General features: G+C 61.4%; 19 protein-coding genes. 7 read left to right on the top strand and 12 right to left on the bottom strand.

The features are described from left to right. Nucleotides 1–84: 84 nt before the first annotated feature. The 3 genes from ACODTY_RS13565 (at nucleotide 85) to ACODTY_RS13555 (ending at nucleotide 6,952) form a co-directional block, all read left to right on the top strand. The gene (locus ACODTY_RS13565; RefSeq protein WP_488994778.1) at nucleotides 85–2,769 is read left to right on the top strand and encodes an ATP-dependent helicase; all 2,685 of its coding nucleotides are present in this window, start codon (nucleotides 85–87) and stop codon (nucleotides 2,767–2,769) included. 263 nt (nucleotides 2,770–3,032) lie between these two features. Continuing rightward, nucleotides 3,033–5,417 carry a YecA/YgfB family protein gene (locus ACODTY_RS13560; RefSeq protein WP_488994777.1) on the top strand — a complete coding sequence of 795 codons (2,385 nt, stop codon included), beginning with the start codon at nucleotides 3,033–3,035 and terminating at the stop codon, nucleotides 5,415–5,417. 851 nt (nucleotides 5,418–6,268) lie between these two features. Next, nucleotides 6,269–6,952: a hypothetical protein gene (locus ACODTY_RS13555; protein WP_488994776.1), complete on the top strand. Its 684-nt coding sequence runs from the start codon at nucleotides 6,269–6,271 to the stop codon at nucleotides 6,950–6,952. A gap of 148 nt (nucleotides 6,953–7,100) precedes the next feature. Here ACODTY_RS13555 and ACODTY_RS13550 read toward each other — a convergent pair whose 3' ends face one another. From ACODTY_RS13550 to ACODTY_RS13540, 3 genes are all read right to left on the bottom strand, one after another. Further along, on the bottom strand, nucleotides 7,101–7,448 hold the full coding sequence (locus tag ACODTY_RS13550) for a DUF2200 domain-containing protein (RefSeq protein ID WP_488994775.1): 348 nt from the start codon (nucleotides 7,446–7,448) through the stop codon (nucleotides 7,101–7,103). Between the two features lie 30 nt (nucleotides 7,449–7,478). Continuing rightward, nucleotides 7,479–8,132 carry a glutathione S-transferase family protein gene (locus ACODTY_RS13545; protein ID WP_488994774.1) on the bottom strand — a complete coding sequence of 218 codons (654 nt, stop codon included), beginning with the start codon at nucleotides 8,130–8,132 and terminating at the stop codon, nucleotides 7,479–7,481. Between the two features lie 108 nt (nucleotides 8,133–8,240). Next, entirely contained in the window at nucleotides 8,241–8,666 is a 426-nt protein-coding gene (locus tag ACODTY_RS13540) for a low affinity iron permease family protein (protein WP_488994773.1), read from the bottom strand. 216 nt (nucleotides 8,667–8,882) lie between these two features. On the opposite strand from ACODTY_RS13540, the gene ACODTY_RS13535 reads away from it, so the two are divergent. Further along, the gene (locus ACODTY_RS13535; protein ID WP_488994772.1) at nucleotides 8,883–10,112 is read left to right on the top strand and encodes a hypothetical protein; all 1,230 of its coding nucleotides are present in this window, start codon (nucleotides 8,883–8,885) and stop codon (nucleotides 10,110–10,112) included. 132 nt (nucleotides 10,113–10,244) lie between these two features. Here the strand turns inward: ACODTY_RS13535 and ACODTY_RS13530 are convergent, their stop codons facing one another. The 3 genes from ACODTY_RS13530 to ACODTY_RS13520 form a co-directional block, all read right to left on the bottom strand. Further along, the gene (locus tag ACODTY_RS13530) at nucleotides 10,245–10,568 is read right to left on the bottom strand and encodes a hypothetical protein (RefSeq protein ID WP_488994771.1); all 324 of its coding nucleotides are present in this window, start codon (nucleotides 10,566–10,568) and stop codon (nucleotides 10,245–10,247) included. Between the two features lie 179 nt (nucleotides 10,569–10,747). Continuing rightward, the gene (locus tag ACODTY_RS13525) at nucleotides 10,748–11,383 is read right to left on the bottom strand and encodes a DapH/DapD/GlmU-related protein (protein WP_488994770.1); all 636 of its coding nucleotides are present in this window, start codon (nucleotides 11,381–11,383) and stop codon (nucleotides 10,748–10,750) included. Nucleotides 11,384–11,423: 40 nt separating this feature from the next. Continuing rightward, nucleotides 11,424–11,903 (bottom strand): CreA family protein, encoded by a 480-nt coding sequence (locus ACODTY_RS13520; protein ID WP_488994811.1) that lies wholly within the window; start codon nucleotides 11,901–11,903, stop codon nucleotides 11,424–11,426. Between the two features lie 187 nt (nucleotides 11,904–12,090). Between ACODTY_RS13520 and ACODTY_RS13515 the strand changes: the two genes are divergently transcribed. The 3 genes from ACODTY_RS13515 (at nucleotide 12,091) to ACODTY_RS13505 (ending at nucleotide 15,495) form a co-directional block, all read left to right on the top strand. Then, entirely contained in the window at nucleotides 12,091–12,669 is a 579-nt protein-coding gene (locus ACODTY_RS13515; protein WP_488994769.1) for an SCO family protein, read from the top strand. 27 nt (nucleotides 12,670–12,696) lie between these two features. Next, a complete protein-coding gene (locus ACODTY_RS13510; protein ID WP_488994768.1) occupies nucleotides 12,697–13,569 on the top strand; it encodes a 50S ribosomal protein L11 methyltransferase in 873 nt (290 codons plus the stop codon). Between the two features lie 81 nt (nucleotides 13,570–13,650). Further along, a complete protein-coding gene (locus ACODTY_RS13505; protein WP_488994767.1) occupies nucleotides 13,651–15,495 on the top strand; it encodes an aminopeptidase P family protein in 1,845 nt (614 codons plus the stop codon). A gap of 34 nt (nucleotides 15,496–15,529) precedes the next feature. Here ACODTY_RS13505 and ACODTY_RS13500 read toward each other — a convergent pair whose 3' ends face one another. The 6 genes from ACODTY_RS13500 to lpxC form a co-directional block, all read right to left on the bottom strand. Beyond that, entirely contained in the window at nucleotides 15,530–15,826 is a 297-nt protein-coding gene (locus tag ACODTY_RS13500; protein ID WP_488994766.1) for an AzlD family protein, read from the bottom strand. After that, nucleotides 15,823–16,563 (bottom strand): AzlC family ABC transporter permease, encoded by a 741-nt coding sequence (locus ACODTY_RS13495; RefSeq protein ID WP_488994765.1) that lies wholly within the window; start codon nucleotides 16,561–16,563, stop codon nucleotides 15,823–15,825. Before ACODTY_RS13495 ends, ACODTY_RS13500 begins: the two co-directional genes overlap by 4 nt. Nucleotides 16,564–17,437: 874 nt before the next feature. After that, on the bottom strand, nucleotides 17,438–19,642 hold the full coding sequence (gene ligA / locus ACODTY_RS13490; RefSeq protein WP_488994764.1) for an NAD-dependent DNA ligase LigA: 2,205 nt from the start codon (nucleotides 19,640–19,642) through the stop codon (nucleotides 17,438–17,440). A 130-nt stretch (nucleotides 19,643–19,772) separates the two neighbouring features. Continuing rightward, nucleotides 19,773–21,449: a DNA repair protein RecN gene (gene recN, locus ACODTY_RS13485; RefSeq protein WP_488994763.1), complete on the bottom strand. Its 1,677-nt coding sequence runs from the start codon at nucleotides 21,447–21,449 to the stop codon at nucleotides 19,773–19,775. 8 nt (nucleotides 21,450–21,457) lie between these two features. Next, nucleotides 21,458–22,324, bottom strand: a complete 867-nt coding sequence (locus ACODTY_RS13480) for an outer membrane protein assembly factor BamD (RefSeq protein ID WP_488994810.1) — start codon at nucleotides 22,322–22,324, stop codon at nucleotides 21,458–21,460. Between the two features lie 120 nt (nucleotides 22,325–22,444). After that, entirely contained in the window at nucleotides 22,445–23,383 is a 939-nt protein-coding gene (lpxC, locus tag ACODTY_RS13475) for a UDP-3-O-acyl-N-acetylglucosamine deacetylase (protein WP_488994762.1), read from the bottom strand. Between the last annotated feature and the right edge of the window lie 250 nt (nucleotides 23,384–23,633).

Here is a 23,633-nt window from a genome sequence, read left to right as displayed (position 1 = left end):
CAGGCCGCCCTCACCTGAATCCCAGCGTGAACAAAACACCAACACCGCTGGCCTTTCTGGCCCGAATCACTACATTCGCACCAGATGTCCGGTTTTCCAGACGACGACATGCCATTCTTTGACGAACCTGCGCGGCGGCCTGCTGCTGCGGGGGGATCGTCCGCGCCCACCGGCATCGCCGCGCGCGCCATGGCCGCACGTCACGGCCAGAGCGGCCCGCCCGATTACCTGAGCGGCCTCAACCCCGAACAGCGCAAGGCCGTCGAAACCACCGAAGGCCCCGTCCTCGTGCTCGCCGGCGCCGGCACCGGCAAGACGCGCGTGCTCACCACCCGCATCGCGCATATCCTCGCTACCGGCAGGGCGTGGCCGAGCCAGATCCTCGCCGTCACCTTCACCAACAAGGCCGCGCGCGAGATGAAGCATCGCATCGGCATGCTGGTCGGCGAAGCCATCGAAGGCATGCCGTGGCTCGGCACCTTCCACTCCATCGGCGTCAAACTCCTGCGCCGTCACGCCGAACTCGCCGGCCTGCGCTCCGACTTCACCATCCTCGACACCGACGACGTCATCCGTCTCATCAAGCAGTTGATCCAGGCCGAAGGGCTGGACGACAAGCGCTGGGCGCCGCGCACCTTCGCCCAGATGATCGACGGCTGGAAGAACAAGGGCCTAGGCCCCGCCGACATTCCGGAAGGCGACGCCCGCGCCTTCGCCAATGGCCGTGGCCGGGAACTCTACAAGGCCTATCAGGACCGCCTGACGACGCTGAACGCCTGCGATTTCGGCGACCTTTTGTGCCATCCGATCCGCATCTTCCGCGCCCACCACGACGTGCTGGCCGAATACCACAACAAATTCAAATACATCCTCGTCGACGAGTATCAGGACACCAACACCGCCCAATATATGTGGCTGCGCCTGCTGGCCCAGAGGCCAAAGCAATCTGCCAGTGTCCCGGCCGCAGGCCGAGGCGGCGACCGCCGCCCGCCCGACGTTTCGGGCGCGCCCGCGCAGGCCAGCGAGCGAAGCGAGCGCTCGGCCGTGAGCGTAAACATCTGCTGCGTGGGCGACGACGATCAATCGATCTACGGCTGGCGCGGCGCGGAGGTGGACAACATCCTGCGCTTCGAGAAGGATTTCCCCGGCGCCACCGTCATCCGGCTGGAGCGCAACTACCGCTCCACGGCCCACATCCTCGGCGCAGCCTCGCACCTCATTTCCCACAATGAGGGGCGGTTGGGCAAAACCCTGTTCACCGACCGGCCGGACCCGGAGGACGCCAAGGTCAACGTCCATGCCGCCTGGGATTCCGACGAGGAAGCCCGCGCCGTCGGCGAGACCATCGAGGCCTACCAGCGCGGCAAGCATCCGCTCAACGACATGGCGATCCTCGTGCGCGCCTCCTTCCAGATGCGCTCCTTCGAAGACCGTTTCATCGAGATCGGCCTGAACTACCGCGTCATCGGCGGCCCGCGCTTCTACGAGCGCCAGGAAATCCGCGATGCGCTGGCCTACCTGCGCACCGTCGCCAACCCCACCGACGACCTCGCCTTCGAGCGCATCGTCAACGTGCCGAAGCGCGGCCTTGGCGAATCCGCCATCCGCCAGATCCACGACACGGCGCGGGCCTTGCGCGTGCCGATGCTGGAAGCCGCCGGCAAGCTTGCCGAAAGCGACGAGCTGAAGCCCAAGCCCCGCGCGGCTCTGCGCGAGGTCGCGGCCAATTTCGCCCGCTGGCAAAGCCTCATCGACACCACGCCGCACACCGAACTCGCCGAGACCATCCTCGAAGAGAGCGGCTACACCGACATGTGGAAGAACGACCGCTCCGCCGACGCACCGGGGCGACTGGAAAACCTCAAAGAGCTGATCCGCTCGATGGAGGATTACGAATCGCTGCGCTCCTTCCTCGAACATGTCGCACTCGTCATGGATGCCGAGCAGAACGAGGACCTCGACGCCGTCTCCATCATGACGCTTCATTCCGCCAAGGGCCTAGAATTCGAAACCGTGTTCCTGCCCGGCTGGGAAGAAGGCCTGTTCCCCCACCAGCGCGCGCTGGATGAAGGCGGCCGCTCCGGGCTGGAGGAAGAGCGCCGCCTTGCCTATGTCGGCCTCACCCGCGCCAAGAAAAACCTGCACATCTGGTTCGTGTCAAACCGCCGCATCCACGGCCTGTGGCAGTCCACCATACCCTCGCGCTTTCTGGAAGAACTGCCGGAAGCACATGTCGAGGTGGCCGAAGCCGGCAATTCCTATGGCGGCTATGGCAATTCTTACGGCGGCTCGTCCTTCGCCTCCGGGCGTGGCGGACGCCAGAACCCTTACGGCGCATCGCGCTTCGACAGCCTCGGCTCGCCTTCAGGCGGACGCACCGCGCGCGGCGACCAGAGCGCAAATCAAGGCGGCTCCTTCTCTAACACCTATGCCACGCCGGGCTGGCAGCGCGCTCAGGCAAACCGCACCGAAGCGACCGACCGCAACTGGGGCACGCGCTCCGGTCACGCGGTCGAGCGCATCGGCTATGGCGAAACCGATTCCGGCTACGGCGCGGGGCGCGGGTCGGTCAAGAGCCGCACCATCGAAGGCGAACTGGTCGCCAAATCCGTCGCCGACGCCCCCTCGCCCTTCAATGTCGGCGACCGCGTCTTCCACCAGAAATTCGGCAACGGCAACATCGCGGCCATCGAAGGCAACAAGCTCACCATCGACTTCGACCGCGCCGGCCAGAAAAAAGTGCTGGATGGGTTTGTCACGCCGGTTTGAGAGGGCGTAGGTTCAAAACCGCCGTCGCGAGTCATAACAACTGGTTTACGCCCCGATTCCGCCGATTGTACTGGCGATAGGCAGCGTCCTGTAGGGATGTCCAAGATGGGGTGGGAAGCGGACTGGCAGCATCTAGGTGCCAGCCTAGTCAACACGGACATTCGCCCTATTGCGCACTCGTCATTGAATGGTTCGAGCGGGCAGCGGGCTAGCGGTGCAAGCCAAACCTATCCATCTGTGCCACACTATGTCCGGAGGGCTCCATGACGGAAACGGGTAACAACGCGGAAGCGCAGCGTCGGGAAGCTGCGGCTTCTCTGCTGAAGGATATGGAAACGGCGGCTACGCGTATGCGGGAGCTCATCGTCAGCATGCCGCCACAAGACCTGCTGGGCTACATTTACGCGCAGTACCTACTGAAAGTCTTGTTGGAGCAGGATGTCGGCGTTCAGCCTGAGGAAACCTCAAAACCCGCAGCACCCGACGATCTTATCAACGATAACCAGTTCCTGCTTGAGTACGTGCACGCAGTCCTCGCGTCGGACCCGCTCCCGGAACAGGTGGCTTTCGACGAGGCCAAGTGCGCGGAGCTTTACGACATCAGTCGGAAACTGCGCCAAAATGCCATGCTCTACGCCATGGCCACCTCCGCGGATACGAAGGATGGCGCCTTCGGTCCCAACACGGCGGACGTCGAGTACCGCGCGAAAACCGCATGGGTCCTGCTTCGGGGGAATCGCTATCAAGTCCTTGAAGGTGAATTCTACCGCTATGTGCTGGCACCGCACGACGACCTTCTGAACGAGGTCTACGGGGTGGGTGCTGAGGACATCGCGGCAGGCTTTCAGGCGATGTCCGAAACGACCCGCTCAGGTCACTCGGACGCCATCTTTAGGATGACAGAGAGCTTTGACGCCGTTCAAGCCATTCAGGAAGAACAGGGCGTCGGCATAGACGAGGCGATGAAGATCTGGACCGAGGCCAACGCCAGCCAGTTGTCTACCGCGCGGTCCGCGATCGACGACATGTTCCGCGGCGGAGTAGCAAACGTCAGCCGCCACACAAAGCTTCCTGCCAAGTTGCTTGCGGACCTCGCATACCGGAGGGGGGAGGAGGTAGAATTCTTCGCTCCGGGCGACCTTGCTGGGACTCCCTACCGGACTCTGCCTGCCCGTAAGAAGCCGTTGATCCTGCTCGGCTCGGACTACTACGCCATAGATCCGTGCTTTACGCGCGACGCGGGTTACCGGGCGCTCTTGTTCAACCTACTGCAGCGGAAACCTGACTACAAAGCCGCTTTCAACGAGCGGCAGAAGGCAATGAGCGAGGCGGCCTTCGCTGATATACTAAGCGAGCAATTGCCCGGCGCGTCGGTTTTCCAGGGAGTCTATTACCGCGACCCGCTCACCAAGCAGTGGTCGGAAAACGATACGCTCATTCTCATCGATGATGTCATGTACCTTGTCGAGGCCAAGGCAGGAGCGGCAGCGACGATCGCCTCGCCGGCACTCGACTTCGCCCGCCATGTCCAGTCCGTGCAGGACCTTGTTATTAAGGCCTATAAGCAGTGCGAGCGCTTCTTCAACTATCTCACGTCTGCCGACGAGGTTCCCCTCTACCACCTTGAGGGTGGCAAGTACGTCGAGTTTGCTCGGATACGGCAGGCCGACTATCGGGTTATGGTACCTATCGGGTTGACAGTTGAGTCGTTCTCGCCATTTTCCGCATACTGCAAGGAACTGCCGCAAATAGTGCCTCTGCTAGGGCGGCACGGTTTCGTGTCCCTTTCCATCGATGATTTATTCGTCCTGCGGCGACTGCTGCCGACGCCCGGCCAGTTTGCCCACTACATGGAGGTACGGCAGGCGGTGGCGACCCTGCGGGGAGCCCACCTTTTTGATGAGCTTGACCATCTGGGCGCATATCTCAAGAAGAACCGCTTTGACCACGACATGGCAAACCAGCTGAAGGACGCTGACTTCGTCGTGTGGGACGGCATGAGCGCCGAGGTTGATCGGAGCTTCGAGGGGCAGGACTGGGAAGCCGGACCGTTTCCGACGCAAGTCTTTCCAGACGAGGTCCTGAAAATCCTTGCCGCACTTAACGGCAGCCGGGCCCCCCGATGGCTACTGGCTGAAAGCCGAATACGGGACCTCAGCGAGGAGGGGCGGAACGATCTTGCCGCAAAGCTGGCGGAGCTGCGGAAATCACTAAACCACAATCCGGCACGCTATGTCCTATTCGGGTCGAGCGAACAGGACTGGCTTTTCATCTGGATGCAGCGGTTTGGGGAGAGAGTCGACTGGAACAAGATTCATGACAAGGCTGCTGCTGCGGCGCTTGCCATGGCAGGGGTTAGCGTCACCGGACTAATGGTGGTCGCGATGTCTGACGGGACCTACGCGACGGCTTATACCTTCCCAGTCAGCAAGCCTGGATCATTTTCCGAAGAGAATGCCCCAATCTATGCCGAGGCAGATCGGATGAGGGCGCAAGCAGTTTTTGCGCCACAAGAGCTGGCCTTTAGGCCGACGCCTGTGCGTGCAACGTCCAACGCGGGGCGGAATGATCCGTGCCCCTGCGGCAGCGGGATCAAGTTCAAAAAGTGCCACGGCCGCAGACCCAAGGGCACCAGACCGGAAAACTGAACTTGCCGCCACCGGTATCAAATCAGGAATGACCGCTTTTGAGCAATCGTAGTTGGCCTGCTTATGACAGGAAAGAGGGTCGACAGCCGAACGGCTGCTTTCTCTGCTTCTTGTTCAGAACAGATCAGTCCGGGATCGGCCCCAATCAGACGTTCCATACATTCGACGTCGCCCCCCCGCGCAAAGCGCCCATCAAAAATTTTTATCCACATCCTCCGCACCTCGCCCATAATCCTCCCATCGCCCTTGCGGGAGACCTGGTCCGGACCGGGGATCAGGGAAGGGCGACGGTGCCGGGCTGGTCGTCTGCGGTAGGCGGCTGGGTGATGAACCCCTAAGTTCGGCCCTCGAACCGGGCATCGTGTTGCCGGCGATCACTCGCCGCATGGCCGTTGCACCGGTTGAGGGAAGCCACCGGACGGGCGGCCGCAAGGCCGCACTACTTAACTAAACGAGCGACCGAACGGCCGCCCGTCCTCCCGACCTCTCAAGCGAGGTCAGTTCTTTGACAATGGCCAGACGGCTTTCGCCGGGCGTGGCAATGATAAAGCACGAACCTTGGCCAGCCGTCTGGCCATTCATCGGGGTCCCCGCCAGCGACGAGCGAAGCGAGGAGCTTAAGGGCGGGGCAAAGAACTTCCAGACGCGAAAGCTGGCGTAGCGATGATGAAACGCACCGCAAGTACGCCTGGAAAAGGGCGCCGCGCAAGGCGGTCCCGCGCTGAGTGCGGCCTTCGCGGAATGCAGCACAAAATTGCGTGTATGTCCGCCCTGCGTCACCCATATTACCTGCCACCGCCATGATGCGGGAGTTGATGAAACCGACAACCAGAGGACGGAAACAACGCAGGATGACGATGTATCGCCCGGTCAAGGTCGCATGCGCCCGCTGCGGCGAAGTGAGCATGCATGAAGAGCTTGGAAGCGTCACCAACTCCGGTTCTGCCGACCTCGACGGCAGGCCACCGCCGCGGGCGCGCTACACCATGTCCGCATGGTTGCAGGAATGCCCGAACTGCCTTTACGTGGCGCGCAACCTTTCCGAGGCAACCGCCGAGGAAGCCGACGTCGTCAGGGAGATCGGCTTCATCGAATCCGGCCTGTCCGAGAACATGCCGGATTTGGCGACACGCTTCATGCGCAGGGCGTATATCGACGAGCAGACCGGCCAGCTTCATGAAGCGGTTCGGCGGCTCCTGCATGCCGCATGGGTGCTGGACGATTTCGAGATCGACGCCGCATCGGTCCGCCTGCGCGCCGCGCAAATGATCCTCGCCCTTGGCTCGCAGGCCGATACAGAACTCAGGCTGAAGCGGCTCGACCTGTTGCGGCGGGCGATGGCGTTCAGGCAAGCGGTATCCGAGGCGGACGACATGCTCAAGGAACTGGTCGAGCCTGTGTCCAGGAAGATCGCGGTTGCCCAGCGCCGGGCAGCGTTCGAGCGGCGCTCAACCGCCATGTCGCTCAGCGAAGCGATGCATCCGCCCGCGCGCCGGGGACACTTGCGGGTCGTGACCTTTCCTCGCCCGTCGTAGCTCATCCGGCAATTCGATGTCTGGACCCGACACCCGGCACGAAGGAGGACGGGTAAGACAGACAGCTATATTCAATCTGAAAGATCGCGGCGCGCCTTGGAACATGTTCGGCAAAAAACGGATCGGCCTTTGCTTTCGCGGATCATTGCTAGCGCAGGATCTTGTCCATCGCCTTACCCCGCGCAAGCTCGTCGATCAGCTTGTCGAGGTAGCGGATTTCGCGCATGGTCGGCTCCTCAATGTCCTCCACCCGCACACCGCAGACCACACCCTTGATAAGGCTGCGCGAAGCGTTCATCGCAGGCGCAGCCGCAAAGAACGTCTCGAAGTCGGTCCGCTTGTCCAGTTCGCCTTGCAGCGCCTGCCGGTCATAGCCGGTCAGCCAGCAGATGATCTCGTCCACCTCGGATTTCGTACGGCCCTTCTTCTCTGCCTTCGCGACATAGAAGGGATAAACGCTGGCAACGCTGGTTGTGTAGATCCGGTGTTTCGCCACGACTATCCTCCCCTGCCGATGGCCAATGCGCTACTTGTGCTTCGACGCGGCCTCGAAAACCTCCAGTTGCGCGGCGAACGCCCGCTGGAAGGCGGGCCGCGCTTCGCCTCTCGCAACATATGCCAGAAGGCTCGGAAATTCCGCCAGAAGGTCCGATCCATTCAACCGGCGCAGCACCATTACCATCATCAGGTCGCCGGCGCTGAACGCGCCGTCCAGCCAGTCGGCATCGCCAAGGCGCAGCGACAGTTCACCAAGCCGTCTCCGGATACGGTCGTGCATAATCAGCAGGCGCGCCTCGTACCAGGGCTTGTCAGCCTCCACATAGCCGGTCATTTCCTCCTCGACGATGGGCGGCTCAATTGTGCTGACGGCGGCAAACATCCACATGATCGCCCTCGCCCGCCCGTTCGCGTCCTCAGGCAGCAGTCCAGCGTGGGTCTCCGCGATATGCAGCACGATCGCGCCACTCTCGAACAAGGCAAGGTCGCCCGCCTCAAAGGTCGGTATCTGCCCGAACGGCTGCAGCGTCCGGTGTTCCGCCTTCTTCAGCCCGGCAAACGAAACAACACGCACGTCATAAGGTTGGCCGACTTCCTCGAACGCCCAGCGAACGCGCATGTCGCGCGCCTGTCCCTGGCCTTGGTCGGGCGAATTTTCAAAGGCGGTGATGGTGGGGATCATTGGCCGGCTCCGGTTGCTTTGTGAGGCTACCCAATCCTGCCTCTCGACCCAAGGACGCACAGCCAGCGAAAAACCCGACACTCATGCGCAAGAATGGCCCGTTCAACCTCACGCAGCCTGCTTGCGCGAAACCATCTTGCATGCGGTCTTGGACGCCACCTTGTTTGCCAATTCCTCGTCGTGGCGCTTGGCAGCCTCCTCGCATTTGCGGCGGATTTCCTCCACCTCCGATTCGGTCAGGTGCTCAATGCCGATGAAGTGGTTGTGCCCCTGACTTACCCTGATCAGTTCGTCCAGCTTGGCCTGGATCGCCGCCCCGTCCCGGTTCTGCGTGTTCTGGATCAGGAACACCATGAGAAAGGTTATGATCGTCGTTCCGGTGTTGATGATCAGTTGCCAGGTGTCGGAAAAGCCGAAAATCGGCCCGCTCGCCGCCCATGCCACCACCACAGCCACGCACAGCGCAAAGGTCAGCGGCAAGCCGGTAAGGTAGGCAACGGCATTTGCCGCCTTGGTGAACTGCTTTTCGAACATGAAGCGAGCCTCGTTTCTTCCGCCGGAAGAACCGCCTCACCTGTCCTCGGGTTCCGTTCCGCCGCAATTTTAGCCACAACTTAGTACAACTAAAAGGAGTATTGTATCTATACGGCAATTTATGATGGTTGTGGGAAAGTCGTGTTGCAGGCAAGAGAGCCTGTTCCTTCCGCTTCAGGCGGTAACCTCCGGCCCCTTCCGCCGCGCCACCCCCGCATGGCGGAAGGGGTCAGAAAGCCCGGCGGCCTTTCTATGACCCCAGCTTCACAGCGAAAGGAATGGCAACAGACAAAGTTCCATTTCGGCGCACTCGTAGTGTTCGCCCTTGCCACGGCAGCACAGGCCGAACCGGCAAAGCCCTTCTCTGCTACAACAGTCGAGCGGCACCGGACCAGCAATGCTCTCGACAGCGATCGGTCTGTGACGGATTGGCTCACATTGTTGCGCGGCTCACTGGAACGCCAATGGGGAGATGCCGACGCCAATGTTGGCATCGCCACAGCATTCGAGGCAACCCGGCACGATCGCGTTGCCATTGAAGACGACACGGCGCTTTCGATGTCTGCTCACGCCTTCCACCGCTTGTCCCCAACGCTGGAACTGCGCGGGTCACTTGGCTACCGAGCGATAAGCAACGGCGACGACCTGGACCTCGGCGCGATTGTCATCGGCACCCGTGCCCTGAAGCAGCAACTGAACGCTCAGACGCAACTCGGCATCGCCCTCGATCGCAACACGGCCTTGATCTTCGAAGTCTCTGAAAGTTTTGAGACAACCGGCCTCACCCGCTTCGAGAACAATCTCCTGCCGGCCACTCGCCTCGACCCGGACACGAACCGCCTTGGACTTCTGGCCCGCGTCACCCGCACGGTCGGAACCCTTGCCTTCGGTGGCTCGTTCTCGACCCTTGTCATGTCCGTGGAACCCCTCGGCTTTCCTCCGGTTTCACTTTCCTTCACACTTGCTGCAGCAAAGGCGGAGTTTGTCGTTCAGCTGGAAAACGGTGCAAGTTTGGCTACGGCTTTCGGTCTCGAATGGCTGCGCGGCACGCAAGAGATATACAGCGAGATCAAACCGACATGGCAGATACGAGGAACGCAACCCTTGCCGCACGGATTCGAACTGCGCGGCTCATGGTTCGGCCACTACGAAACAACCGATAGCGACGATCCCCTCGCCTCATGGCTTAATCGAGCCGAATTGGAACTTGGCTGGAAAATCAGCGAAAGGTTCACACTCGCCTCCGGCGCCTTTTGCGAACTTAAGCAGAACCTTTTGTTCAAAAACGAGGAGCGCAGCCGCGGTCTCTACGCCGAAGCGACCTACGCATTCAACACCCCGTTCAAGGCGGTGGTGCGCGTTGACCTATCGAGAACCTTCAAGACTGTCATCGACGTGGAAGAAAACACGATTGATGCCTTCATCGGCCTAAGCGCCGACATCTGAACCGTACCAAAGCTCTCGAGAAAGAGCGGCGGGAGAGCGTGTGACGCTCCCCTGCCCGCACGGGTGCCGGCTGCCGGCTTCAAGGTGTGTCAGGCTCGAAACCCTTCACGCCCGGCATCCATGCGACCCAGCTCAATGGTGCTTGTTGCCCATTGTGTAGCTGTTGCCACCGAGCAGGTTTACGCCGACCCCGTTCAGCACGCCGTTGATGCCGTTGCCGACGTTGGTCTTGTTACCGTTCAAGATACCGGAAACGACATTGCCGCTCAAAATTGCGTTGTCGTTTCCGATCCCGTTCAGCACGCTGACATTGCCAAGCCCCACTGAGGGCGAGACATTGATCAAGCCGCTCGACAGGCCGTGATTACCACCCGTCGCGCCCCAGCCACCGGCCTGGGCCCCAACGGTCCAGAAGGAAACGGCTGCGACAGCAAGTACAACAGTGATCTTGTTCATGACTTTCTCCTTTGTTGCTGACAGTGTTTCCTTCAACTTCCAACGATTACCTCCGAGATCAGAATACAATCAAAAACAGGAGACGCAATTACAGATTGCATTGTCTTCACAATACAATCTATTTTCCAATTTTTAACGCTAATCTTTTACGTTAACCGACGTGGTTACCACGCAATCGGTCAGACAGGATCGCCTTCCCAGCGATCAAGGAAAGCTTCGATCGGCAAGGCCTGCATGTCGGGGATTGCGATGCCAAGCTTCTCAACCGGCCAATCCCACCATGCCAACCGCTCGATGCGCGCTGCGACTTCTGCCGGAAAACGCAACCGCAGTACCCGCGCCGGAGAGCCTGCCACGATGCTGTAAGCCGCCACATCGCGCGTCACGACCGAATTGGCACCGATCACCGCTCCGTTGCCGATGCTCACGCCCGGCATCACGACCGCACCATGTCCGACCCATACATCATGGCCGATGGTCACTGCCTTCGCCTGCCGTCGTTCCCGAAAGGCGTCATCGACACCGAGATAGCGGAAGTACTCGTTCGGCCGGTAACTGATCTTGTGCTGCGTCAGCCGTTCGATGGGATGTTCGAGCGCATTGATGCGGGCATTGGCGGCGACCGAACAGAACTTGCCGAGCGTCGTATAGATGGCTTCCGAGTGTCGTTCGAAATAAGTGAAGGCCCCGACAGTAACCTCGCGCAGCACCACTCGCTCGCCTACGGAACTGAAGGGCGCCAGCCGGCAGCCTTTCAGTTCCGATGTCGGATGAATACGCGGTTCGCTGTCTCTTGGCGTCGGTTGGTCGGTCATCGCTCGGCTCTACGACGCCGCCCGTTCAGCCGCAAGCCATCTACTGCGGCTTGCCTTTCGTCCATTCCACCGTCTGCCCGTAAAGCGGGACAGAGGTGATCGACATCTTGGCCGATCCGTCCTGCACCTGGCGCGAATGCGACAGATAAATGAGGGTATCGTTGGTCTTGTCGTAGATGCGGTTCACCACCTGCTTCTTCCAGATCAGGCTGATGCCCTGTTTGAAAACCTCTTCGCCTTCTTCACCAAGATCGATGTCGCCGATCTTGATCGGCCCGGTCTGGCGGCAGGAAATCGAGGAATCGGAAGGGTCTTCGAACCAGTTGCCCTTTTGCAGGCGGTCGATAACGCCACGGTCGAAGTAGGAAACGTGACAGGTCACGCCTTCCACCTTCGGATCCTTGATCGCCTCAATGACGATATCATTGCCCAGCCAGTCGACGCCGACCTTGCCGACCTCTTGTGCAAGGACGCCGCCTGTCCCTGTGAGGATGTCCAAAGCGGCAATGCCGCCGGTCAGATACCGCCTGATGAAATCTCGCAAGGAACGCTCCCTGGTTGCATTCACGGAAAATTCAATTGGTGTGCGCGCCGTCAAATTGCAAGCGTGCTTGCCGGTATTGCGCTGTTGCGGCATCACGGCGCGTATGCTCGTGTCGCGCAACACGCTAATTGTCTCGCCAACGGTTCATTGCGGAATTCCTCTCATGATGCGATCCATCCTCATCGGAATCCTCGTCCTGATGACAGCCGGAATCGGCTGGCTCACCTATAGCTGGTACGACACACACTACGGCGGCGAGCCCTTCGGCGCACCCTTCGCCCTTACCGACCAGACCGGCGAACCTATCACCGAGGCCGCGCTGCGCGGGCATCCGAGCGCCGTCTTCTTCGGCTTCACCCATTGCCCCGAAGTCTGCCCCACTACGCTGTTCGAAATGGCCGGCTGGCTGAACGCGCTGGGCGATGAGGGCAAGGACATCAAGGCCTATTTCATCTCCATCGACCCCGAGCGCGACACACCGGAGATTATGAAAACTTACATCTCCAACTTCTCGGACCGCATCGTCGGCATCACCGGCGAACCGGCGAAGGTCGAAGCCATGGCCAAGGCCTTCGGCATCTATGCCAAGAAGGTCCCAACCGAAGACAGCGACTACACGATGGACCACACCGCTTCCGTTCTTCTGTTGAACGCCAAGGGTGACTTTGCCGGCACCATCGCTTATGGCGAGAGTTCAAGCAACGCCATCGCCAAGTTGAAACGGCTTGCTGCGGAAGGCTGACCAACCAACGCGAGACATTCGTCGCCCATGACCCAGACGCGCTTCCATTTGACCACGTCGAAGGCCGAGGCCGAACGCATCTTCGCCGCCATGGAAACCGCCTTCGAGGAAGACGGCTGGCCGATCTCCGTCCTCGAACTGGACGAGGATCGCGACCTCCACGAAATCTCCCTCTATGCCGAGGGCGATGTCGATGCGGTCGCGGCACAACTGCGCGATCTGCTCACTTCCCTCTCCGTCGAAAAGCCGCTGGAACGCGAAGTCCTGCCTGACATCGACTGGGTTGCCAAGTCGCTGGAGGGGTTGAAGCCGGTCCGCGCGGGGCGCTTCTTCGTCCACGGCGCGCACGACCGCGACCAGATCAAGCCCGGCGACATCCCAATTGAAATCGAGGCCGGCCTTGCCTTTGGCACCGGCCATCACGGCACCACTGCCGGCTGCCTCGAAATGCTTGAAAGCGTGGTCGAGGCGGAGCATCCGAAGAACGCACTCGACCTTGGCACCGGCAGCGCAGTCCTTGCCATCGCGCTCGCCAAACTCGCCGCTATCCCGGTGCTGGCAACCGACATCGATCCAGTCGCCACCGAGGTCGCAACGGCAAACGTCAAGCTCAACAATGCTTCGAATCTGGTCGAAAGCGCCACCGCCACCGGCTTCGACCACCCTGTATTTGCCAATCGCGGCCCCTTCGCGCTCATCGTCGCCAACATCCTCGCCGGCCCGCTGATGGAAATCGCGCCGGACATGGCCGCGCATCTCCAGCCTAGCGGATCGCTGGTGCTTTCCGGCATCCTCGACCGCCAGCACGACGCCGTGCTCGACGCCTACATCGCGCAAGGCTTCCGGCACATCCGCACGCTTCATCTCGAAGGTTGGGTCACCATCCACCTCAAGCGCTGATCTGGACCACCCCTCGACAATTGCCAGTCCGCTCCCTCGCGGCTACGGTCCGGCCAATCCATCTTTCAAAGAGCTGCACCCATGTTCCAGTCCTTCGATTCGGCCGGCGATCCCTCCGTTGGCAAGCCCCGCGTCGCCAGGCTGCGCGAATGGCTTGCCGCCAACGGGTTGGACGGCTTCCTGGTGCCCCGCGCGGACGAGCATCAAGGCGAATATGTCCCGGCGCGCGCCGCGCGCCTGCGCTGGCTGACCGGCTTTTCCGGCTCCGCCGGCATTGCACTCATCCTCGCCAAACGGGCCTTCGTCTTCGTCGATGGCCGCTACACGCTGCAGGTACGCGCCGAGGTCGATCTCGACATCTTTTCCATCGAAAGCCTTGTCGACAACCCGCCGCCAGTGTGGATCAGGAGCAACCTTGCCAGGAGCACGCGGCTCGGTTTCGACCCTTGGCTGCACACGGTGAGCGAGGTCAAGGCGCTGCAAGCTTCCGCCGACAAGGTTGGCGCAGAACTCGTCGCCGTCGAGAAAAACCCTATCGACATCATCTGGGATGACCAGCCTGAGCCGCCCGTCTCCGCAGTCGAGATCCACCCGATCGCCTTCGCCGGCGAACTGGCCAAGGACAAGCTTGCGCGCCTCGCAGCGGCAATCGCCAAGGATGGCGCCACCCACGCGGTCCTCACCGACCCATCCTCGATTGCCTGGGCCTTCAACATCCGCGGCAATGACGTGCCGCACACGCCGCTGGCGCTCGGCTTCGCCATCCTAGCAGCCGATGGCAAACATCAGTTGTTCATGGACAGCCGCAAATTCTCGCGCGAAGTGGTGGCTTACCTGACGCAACTTACCGGCCTGTCGGAACCTGAGGTGTTCGAGCCAGCCATTGCTACCCTTGCGGCCGGCGGAGCGAAAATCGGCCTCGACCCCATTCTGGCGGCAGACAAGCTCAGGATGCTGGTCGAGAAAAATGGCGGCACCGTCATCGCAGCCACCGACCCGGCCCGCATTCCGCGCGCCACCAAGAACCGCGCCGAAATCGAAGGCAGCCGCGCCGCTCATCGGCGCGATGGCGCAGCAGTCGCCAAGCTGCTTTGCTGGCTCGACCGTCAGCAGCCCGGCAGTCTCGACGAGATCGCGGTGGTGACGAAGCTTGAGGAATGCCGCCGCCTCACCGGCGAGGAAACGCAGATGCCGCTGCGCGACGTCTCGTTCGACACCATCTCGGGTGCCGGTCCCAACGGCGCGATCATGCATTACCGCGTCTCGCGCGCCACCAGCCGCAAACTGGCGGAAGGTGAGCTTTTCCTGCTCGATTCAGGTGCGCAATATCAGGACGGCACCACCGACATCACCCGAACCGTTCCCGTCGGCCAGCCGACCGAGGAGATGCGCGAGCGCTACACGCTGGTGCTGAAGGGCCTGATCGGCATTTCGACCCTGCGCTTCCCCGCCGGCACGCGCGGCTCGGAAATCGACGCCGTTGCTCGAATGGCGCTGTGGCAACGTGGCCTCGACTATGCCCACGGAACTGGCCACGGCGTCGGCTCTTATCTCGCCGTGCATGAAGGCCCGCAGCGCATTGCCCGCACCGGAACGGAGAAGCTGCTTGAGGGCATGATGCTTTCCAACGAGCCGGGCTACTACAAGGAAGGCCACTACGGCATCCGGCTGGAAAACCTCATCGTGGTCGACCCGGCTGACAGCCTGCCCGGCGGCGACATCGCCATGCACGGCTTCGAAACTCTGACGCTTGCGCCTTTCGACAGCCGGCTTCTGCGCCCCGACCTCATGACACGGGACGAATTGCACTGGCTTGATGCCTACCACGCCCGCGTTCTGGAAGAGATCGGCCCGATGCTCGACGGCGAGGTCTTGGCCTGGCTGGAAAAGGCCACTGCCCCGCTACCGCACGAAGCCAAGGGCTGAACCGAGCCTCTTCGCAGGCCGTCCTCACCTGAAGCTACGAGACGAACTGGCGCGCGAGGATGAGGACCACCGCCCCCGTCAGGAACATGGACATAAGGCCGCCGCGCAGGGCTACGAGACCGGAGATGATCAGCGCCGCCCATTCGGCCGGCCCGGCACCCAGTGCAGCCGGCGCGACAAGCGTCGTCAAAACGGCAGCCGGCACGGCGTTGAGGCCGGCTTCGACGCGCGGATGAATGGTTTCGAACCGCGACAGGACGAGATGCCCGCCGACACGCGTCAGATAGGTCGCGATGGCTCCCGCAATGATGATCCAGAATGTCGTGCTCATGGCATGCGCTCCGGATCGACGCCAATGCCGCTGCGGCTTGGCGGCAGGATGACGGCAAGTGCAACGCCCGCCAGCGCGCCGAGCGACACATGCCACGGCGAGCCGACTGTCTTGTAGGCGATGATTGAGGCGATCCCGCTGACGATCACGATGGGCAGCCACAAGGGCCGCTTGCGGAAGTCCATCACCAGCCCGAGGAAATAGATCGGCAGCAGGAAATCGATGCCGAGCGCACTCAGATCAGGAATCATGTTGCCGAAGAAAGCGCCCATAGCGGTCAACGAGACCCACGCCGCATAGACGGCAAGCCCGGCACCCAGATACCAGCCAAACCCGATCTTGCGACCGGACTGAGCCTCGCTTTCAGCAAAGGCATATTGCGGATCGGTGAGCAGGAAATAGGCGACGGCCTGTTTTGGAAGCGGCCAGTGTGAAAGGCGACGACCGATCGAGGCGGAATAGAGAATATGTCGGAAATTAACCGCAAATATCGACAGCACGATCAACCAAGGGGCGAAGTGATGACCGAATAGTTCAATACCCACCATCTGGCTTGCACCGCCGAATATGGTAGCGCTCATCAGGACCGCTTCAAAAAAGGAAAACCCGTTATCAACGGCAATCGCACCAAACAAGACGCCGAACGGAATCAGCGCCACAACCGCTGGAGTGGCTAAGCGAACACCTTGCCAGAACGCACTTGATGCGGATTTTACAGGTATCGATTCGGTAGACATGCATCACCCTTCAGGAAGCCCGGTATGTAGGTGGCCGGCCCTGCCCTGTCACACGAATTCGGTTGAACCAACCCGTCAGCGGAAGTGATGTGTTGTGGAAGTGCGCCTTGTCGAGTGGAAGGTCCCTTCCTTTCGTCATCCTCGGGCAAGCCTGAGCGTAGCGAGAGGCGCGACCCGAGGATCCATGCCGTGAGGGTTGGGACATTCGCGATGTTTCACAGTGGGGAGCCGTCTTCTTCACCCTTTGCGCGCTGCCGTTTGGTCACGGCATGGATCCCAGGGTCTCCGCAACGGCCTTCGGCCTGCTCCGCCCTAGGATGACGAAGAGATGGATATGCTTATTCATCGCCACGCCCGCTTTCGCGTCTGGCCATTGTCAAAGAACTGACCTCATTCGAGAGGTCGGGAAGACGGGCGGCCGCAAGGGCGCTCGTTTTAGTTGGATGGTGCGACCTCGCGGCCGCCCGTCCGGCGTTTTAAGATTTCAAATCCGCCCGCTTTCATCGACAAGCCGGGTCCCCTCACAGGCTCTCCGAAAAGATGCCGCTGCTAAGGTGAGGGCAACGCTCGGCGAGCCTAGCGCGTCCCCTTTCAACGCTGCACAGGACACAACCGGTCCCTTCGTGGGGGGCAGACCAAACCTCCCCGGCGCGAGCCACGTTAGCCCGCCTCCGAGGCGCCGGTTCCTCTCCCACGATTGCGCCGTCGCGACACCGCTTTCCCAAGAGAGAAACTGCGACGGAGTATGAATGAGGTTTTGGAGGCGTGGACAAGCCAGCGTGAAATTTCTTCGAAATGCAAGCGCAATCAAATGGTTGCGGCAGTGGAGAGCGCGAAACTGTTCACCGCCGCAGGCACTTGGCCGACCAGAACCCTACCCCTTGCCCACGCGCACGAACCACTCGTCCTCGTCGATCACTTCGATGCCGAGTTCGCTTGCAAGCTTCAGCTTCGAACCGGCACCCGGCCCGGCAACGACCAGATCGGTCTTGGCGGACACTGACCCGGCCACCTTGGCGCCAAGCCGTTCGGCCATCGCCTTGGCTTCCGAGCGGGACATTTTCTCGAGCGAACCGGTAAACACGACCGTCTTGCCGGCCACGACGCTGTCGGCAGAAACGGTGACGACATAAGGCTTGGGGTGGACTTGGGTGAGCAGCGCGTCCAGCACATCGTCGTTTCGCTCATTGGCGAAGAAATCGCGCAACGCCCCGATGACCGTATCGCCGATGCCGTTGATGGAGGGGAACACCGTATGCGGATCGGCGGCGGCAGCAGTCTCCTTGCCGATGCGGATCAGTTCCTCGATGGTCGAGAACGTCTTTGCCAGAAGTGCCGCGGTCGTCTCTCCGACATGGCGGATGCCAAGCGCAAAAATGAAGCGGTCGAGTTCCGGCTCGCGGCGCGCGTCGATTGCGGCAAACAGCTTGTCGAGGCCTTCATAATTGCGATCCTCGACGCTGCGGACATTCTTGCGCGTCTTGCCCGAAGCCGCCTCGCGCAGCTTTGCCTGCTCCTCGCGACGCTCGGCCAGCGCCCGTTGCACATCGGGTCGTCGGTCCTTCAGCGTGAAAATATCGGCAGCGGTCTTGATCAATCCGGCATTGAAGAAAATGTCGATGTTCTCGGCACCGAGGCCCTCGATGTCCATGGCTCCGCGCGACACGAAATGGCGCAGCGCCTCCACGGCCTGTGCCGCGCAGATCAGCTCGCCCGTGCAGCGCCGGCGCGAATCTTCCTTGCCGGTTTTCTCATTGATTTCACGCGTGGCGGGCGACCCGCAGACCGGGCAGGTATGGGGGAATTGATAAGGCTCGGCATCGGCAGGCCGCTTGTCGATGACCACGCTGACGATCTGCGGAATGACGTCCCCTGCCCGCTGGATCACAACCGTATCACCGATGCGGATGTCGTTGCCTTCGCGAATCGGCAGGCCAAAACTGTCGAAGCCCTTGATATAGTCCTCGTTGTGCAGCGTGACGTTCTCGACGACCACGCCGCCAACGGTGACCGGCGCAAGCCGCGCCACAGGCGCAAGCGTGCCGGTGCGGCCAACCTGGATGTCGATCCTGCGCACCGTCGTCGTCGCCTGCTCTGCCGGGAACTTATGGGCAACCGCCCAGCGCGGTTCGCCAGTGACAAAGCCCCAGCGGCGCTGCAATTCGAGCTGGTCCACCTTGTAGACGACCCCGTCAATGTCATAGCCGAGCGACGAGCGCTGCGCCTCGATCAGCTTGTATTGCGCGATAAGGTCCTCGACCGACCTTGCCCGCACCATCAGCGGACTGATCTTGAACCCCCAGTCGGCGAACTTCTGCACCGCATCGTACTGCGTCGGTGCCGGATCTTCGGTCGTATAGCCCCAGGCATAGGCGAAGAACTTCAGGTTCCGGCTGGCGGTAACCGAAGGGTCTTTCTGGCGCAGCGAACCCGCCGCCGTGTTGCGCGGATTGACATAGTCCTGACCGCCGCTGGCTGCCGAACGCTCCTTCAACGCTTGGAACTCGGCATAGGTCATGTAAACCTCGCCGCGGATCTCGATGACCTCCGGCCAACCCGAACCGGCAAGCCGCGTCGGTATGTCGGCAATCGTCTTGAGATTGGCGGTGATGTCTTCGCCGACCGCGCCATCGCCACGCGTTGCGCCTTGCACGAAAACGCCGTTCTCGTAGCGCAACGATGCCGACAGCCCGTCGATCTTCGGCTCAGCCGTGAAAGCAATGTCGAGGTCCTTGTCCCGCTCGAAGAACCGCCGGCCGCGCTCGATGAAATCGACCACGTCCTGATCTGTATAGGCCTTGGCGAGGCTGAGCATCGGCACGGCGTGGCGCACCTTGGCAAAGCCTTCCGCCGGCGGCGCACCCACGGTCTTGGACGGCGAATCCTCACGGACCAGCTCAGGAAAGCGTTCCTCGATGGCGAGGTTGCGACGCCTCAGCTCATCATATTCCGCGTCGGAAATCGTCGGCGCATCCTCGGCATGATAGCGCCGGTCATGCACGGCAATTTCGCCAGCCAGACGCTCCAACTCGTCCGCAGCTTCGCCCTCGGTCAAGGCATCGACAGGTTTTCCAGACATGGCGCCTCTCCCACGCGAACGGTGCAACAAAAGGACGGATCAAGCGATGGGGGATTTGTAGCGCAGGAAGCTGCAAGGAAACAGCCACATAGACGCTTATCCTGACTCAATTTGGCAGCTCGCCAACTGTTCAGGAAGCTGCCGCCGTGTTTTCCCGCAGCAGCCTTTCCGCCGCTGCGCGCGCTTCATCGGTGATGGTCGCGCCGGCAAGCATGCGGGCGATTTCTTCCTGACGGGCATCCGTATCCATCTCGGCAATGCCGGTCGCGACCCGGTCGCTGCCGCCCGACTTCGAGATCAGGAAATGCGTCGATGCGCGCGCCGCGACTTGCGGCGCATGGGTGACCGACAACACCTGCACGCGCTTGGAAAGGCGTGCTAGCCGCTGCCCGATGGCATCGGCCACCGCGCCGCCCACGCCGGTATCGATTTCGTCGAACACAAGCGTCGGCGCCGAGCCGCGGTCGGCCAGCGCAACCTTGAGCGCCAGCAGGAACCTGGACAACTCGCCGCCGGAAGCGACCTTCATCATCGGGCCGGGGCGCGTGCCCGGATTGGTGCGCACCCAGAACTCGATCTGGTCGATGCCCTCTTCCATGCGGTTGTCGGCCTCGCTCGACATCTCCACGAGGAACTCCGCGCGCTCCAGCTTGAGCGCGGGAAGCTCCGCCATCACCGCCTTGAGCAGGCCGGTCGCCGCCGCATGGCGAAGTTCCGAAAGATGCGCCGCCGTCTCGTCATAGAGCGCACGCGTCGCCACGCTCTGCTTTTCCAGCCCATGCAAGCGATCCTCGCCGGCGTCGAGGTCGGCAAGGTCGGCCGACATGGTGTCGCGCAAACGTGCAAGGTCATCCACGGCGACATTGTGCTTGCGCGCAACGGCCCTCAGCGCAAACAGCCGCTCTTCGGCCTTTTCGAGCTTTTGCGGATCATATTCGGTCGCACGAAGGGCTGCTTCGACACCCGACTGCGCGGCATCGAGCGAAAGCATCGCCTCATCCAGCGATTTCACGACATCGTCCAGCAGGCCGGGCGCTTCGCCTGCCTTGCGCTGCAGCCGCCTCAGCAGGCTTGCCAGCTGCGGCAAGGGCGAAGACGGACCGGACAGAACATCCTGTGCATCGTGGATTTCAGAAGCGACCTTCTCGGCCCGCATCATGGCGGCACGAAGTTCCGCAAGGTCGCCTTCCTCGCCCGGTTGCGGGTCGAGCTTGACCAACTCCGCCACCGATGCCCGGAGAAAATCAGCTTCCCGCGCCGCAGCCTCGACCTTGGCGCGATGGCGCGCAAGCTCCTGCTCCGCCGCGCGCCAGGTGCGCCATGCCTCGGCGGTCTCGCGAACAGCGCCTGCATGGCCGCCGAATGCGTCCAGCAGTTCCCGATGCGCGCCGGCATCCACCAGAGCGCGGTCGTCGTGCTGCCCGTGGATTTCCACAAGCGCGCGGCCGATGTCGCGCATCAAGGTGACGCTGGCCGGCTGGTCGTTGACGAAGACGCGCGTGCGCCCATCAGCCGTTTGCAAGCGGCGAAGAATGATGTCGCCATCGTCCTCGATCGCATTTTCGGAAAGAACAAGTCTGGCTGGATGGTTGCGCGGCACGTCGAAGACGGCGGTCACCTGGCCCTGCGTCGCGCCGTGGCGAACCAGCGAGGCGTCGCCTCGCGCGCCAAGGGCGAGCGACAAAGCATCGAGCAGGATGGACTTACCAGCACCCGTTTCGCCGGTCAGCACGGAGAGCCCCGGCGAAAAGTCTATGTCCAGCTTCTCGATCAGAACGATATCGCGGATCGACAGTCTGGCGAGCATCAGGACCTTCAGCCGGTGATGAGCTTTCCGGCCTTGGAAATCCACGAGCCGGCATTTTCACGCGGCGCGAGACCACCGCCCTGCAGCAGCTTGTAGGAATCCTTGTACCACTGGCTGTCCGGGTAGTTCTGGCCGAGCACGGCAGCGGCGGTCTGCGCCTCGTCGGTCAGGCCCATCGCGTAGTAGGCTTCGACCAAGCGTGCCAGCGCTTCCTCGATGTGGCGGGTGTTGGAATAGGTTTCGACGACGCTGCGGAATCGCTTGATCGCCGCCAGATATTCACGCCGCTCGAGATAGTAACGGCCGATCTGCATTTCCTTGCCGGCGAGCTGATCGTTGGCGAAGCGGATTTTCGCCTTCGCGTCCTCGACATATTCCGAGTCGGGCCAACGCGTGACCACTTCTTGCATGGTCTGTACGGTCTGGCGCGCTTCCTTCTGATCCTGGGTCACGTCCCTGATCTGGCGGAAATAGCAGAGGCCGATGATGTACATCGCATAGTCGGCGTCATCGGTCGAAGGATACAATGTCAGGTAGCGCTTGGCCGACCCGATCGCTTCTTCGTAGTTGCCCTGGCGATAGTTGGCGAAAGCGCCCATCACCATCGATTTGCGGGCAAACTCGGAATACGGGTGTTGCCGGTCGACGGCCGCAAACTTCTTGCTTGCCTCGGCGAGGCGTCCGGCATTGAGGTTGGCGAGGCCCTGATTGTAGAGCACATCGGCAGGCTCGGTCTGGTCGACATAGGTCGAGAGGTCGATGTCCTTTTCGGACGACATGCAACCGGACAGCAGCAAGGGCGCCGTTGCAACCGACAGGGCCAGGAGAATACGTTTCGCGGGTGCCATCGATCGATCAGCCCGTTTGAACAACATGATTGGAGTCGGCCCTTTCGGCACCATTTCAGTCATCAGCGAGCAGCCATAGACCATAACAGCATCGCGCGGCAACGCTATCATCCGGCAATCGCACATTTTTGTGGCAGCGGTCTAAGGTCAGACTACCCAAGGCGCATAGACGGGCGAGCGAACGGCCCGCATTTCGGCGCTGCGTCCACGCTCGGGCCGCGTCGTTTCAACGATCTCGAAGGCGGTGCAGTCGGACAAAAGCCTGCGAAGCGCCGCCGCGTTCAAGCGATGGCCGCCGCGATAGGAGCGGAAGCAACCGATGAAACGCGCGCCGGCAAGCGCCAGATCGCCCATCGCATCAAGGGTCTTGTGGCGAACGAACTCGTTAGGGTAGCGGAGCCCGCCCATGTTGATGATACGATTGTCGTCGCCGATCACCACCGAATTCTCCAGCGACGAGCCGAGCGCGTAGCCCGCTGCCCAAAGCCGCTCGACGTCCTTCATGAAACCGAATGTCCGGGCGCGCGCAATATCGCGGCGGAAAACATCGGCATTCAGATCGGAGGCGAATTGCTGCCGGCCGATGGCCGGGCTTTCGAAATCGATTTCGACTTCAAAACGCGTGCCGGCATAGGGCCGGAACTCCGCCCACGAAGCGCCACTTTCAATGCGAATCGGCTTGACGATGCGAATGAAGCGACGCTTCACCGACAATGTTTCGATACCGACCTGATCGATCGCATCGACAAACATCGCCGAACTGCCGTCAAGGATCGGAATCTCGTTTCCGTCGATTTCTATGACGAGATTGTCGATGCCAACGCCGAGGAGCGCGGCCATAAGGTGTTCCACCGTGGCCACATGCTGTCCGGCAGGATCTCCCAGCAAAGTGCAAAGGTCTGTTGCGCCGACTTCCGACACCAATGCACGGACTTCCTTGTCCGATGCAGCCGCGCCGACAAAATGAAACACGATGCCCGTGTCTGCATCCGCAGGCACGAAGCTTACGGAAACCGGCTTGCCGCTGTGCACGCCCGTTCCGGCCAGCGTCACGCGCGCTTTAACTGTCGTTTGATAGTCGTTCAAAACGAACCCCGTGTGCCCAAGCCCACATTGCCAGCTTTATCGGTCCAACCGGCTTTGTACATATCAATGACCGCAGGCCCCATCCCAACCCACAATCAATTATTGCCGCGTGAAGATAATAATGCGCCTGACAGAGTCCAAATCACGCTTTCTTACCTCGTGTAATGGCTCATTCCTCGCGGCAGGAACTGCAACCTCTTGATTTAAAGGCGTTATATAGAAACAGGCAGGCGTTTTCACGCCTGCCTGT

The sequence above is a fragment of the Mesorhizobium sp. FG116 genome, assembly GCF_057809835.1.
The sequence above is the reverse complement of the archived record's forward strand: the minus strand, read 5'-3'. Positions and strand labels throughout refer to the sequence as shown.